This is a genomic window from Novipirellula rosea, assembly GCF_039541335.1.
Lineage (GTDB): Bacteria > Planctomycetota > Planctomycetia > Pirellulales > Pirellulaceae > Novipirellula > Novipirellula rosea.
In genome coordinates this window covers 1-788 of the sequence record NZ_BAABGA010000125.1, presented here as the reverse complement: position 1 = coordinate 788, position 788 = coordinate 1, and the positions used below count along the sequence as shown (strand labels likewise).

Sequence of the window (788 nt, the reverse complement as noted above, 5' to 3'; positions counted from 1 at the left end):
ACTGGATCGCATCACCACGAGAGCGGAAGGCGACGCATCAGCGACGTTTAGCAACCTCTTTACGTTGCTCAATACCGAGCTGCTGTTCTACGCGTTCCGACGACTCAAGCGAGACAAAGCACCGGGGATCGACGGTGTCACGGTGGACGATTACGAAGAGAATTTGCAAGGCAACTTGCAAGATCTCGAAGATCGAATCCATCGCGGCAGCTATCGTCCTCAGCCGAGTTTACGCCGAGAGATTCCCAAAGGAGACGGTAAAACGCGACCATTGGGAATCGCTTGTGTGGAAGACAAGATCGTCCAGCGGGCGATCGTGATGATCTTGGAACGCATCTACGAGGTGGATTTTCATGATATCTCGTACGGATACCGTCCCAAGCGAAGCTGCCACCAAGCACTGGCCGATCTGGGCCAGACGATCACACGCCGGCGAGTCAACTGGGTGCTCGACGCGGATATTAAAGGGTTCTTTGACCACGTTGATTTCGGAAGGCTCCAAGAGCTTCTCGGTCGACGCATCGAAGACTCTCGTATGCTGCGGCTGATCACCAAGTTTCTGCACGCCGGAGTGATGATTCAAGACAAACGTTTCGCCACCACGGAAGGCGTCGCGCAAGGTTCGGTTCTTTCTCCACTGCTAGCCAATGTGTACTTGCACTACGTGCTGGACGAGTGGTTCGAGCAGGAGGTGAAGCCTCGTCTTAAAGGCGAGGCCTCGATCATCCGCTTTGCGGACGATTTTATCTGCACGTTCGAGCGAGAATCGGACGCGTTGCGTTTTCGTG

At 54.6% G+C, this 788-nt stretch carries 1 protein-coding gene; it reads left to right on the top strand.

What is annotated here, in order from left to right:
- On the top strand, positions 1-788 hold a 788-nt coding region (locus ABD971_RS35910; RefSeq protein WP_345328546.1), incomplete at both ends, for a reverse transcriptase domain-containing protein.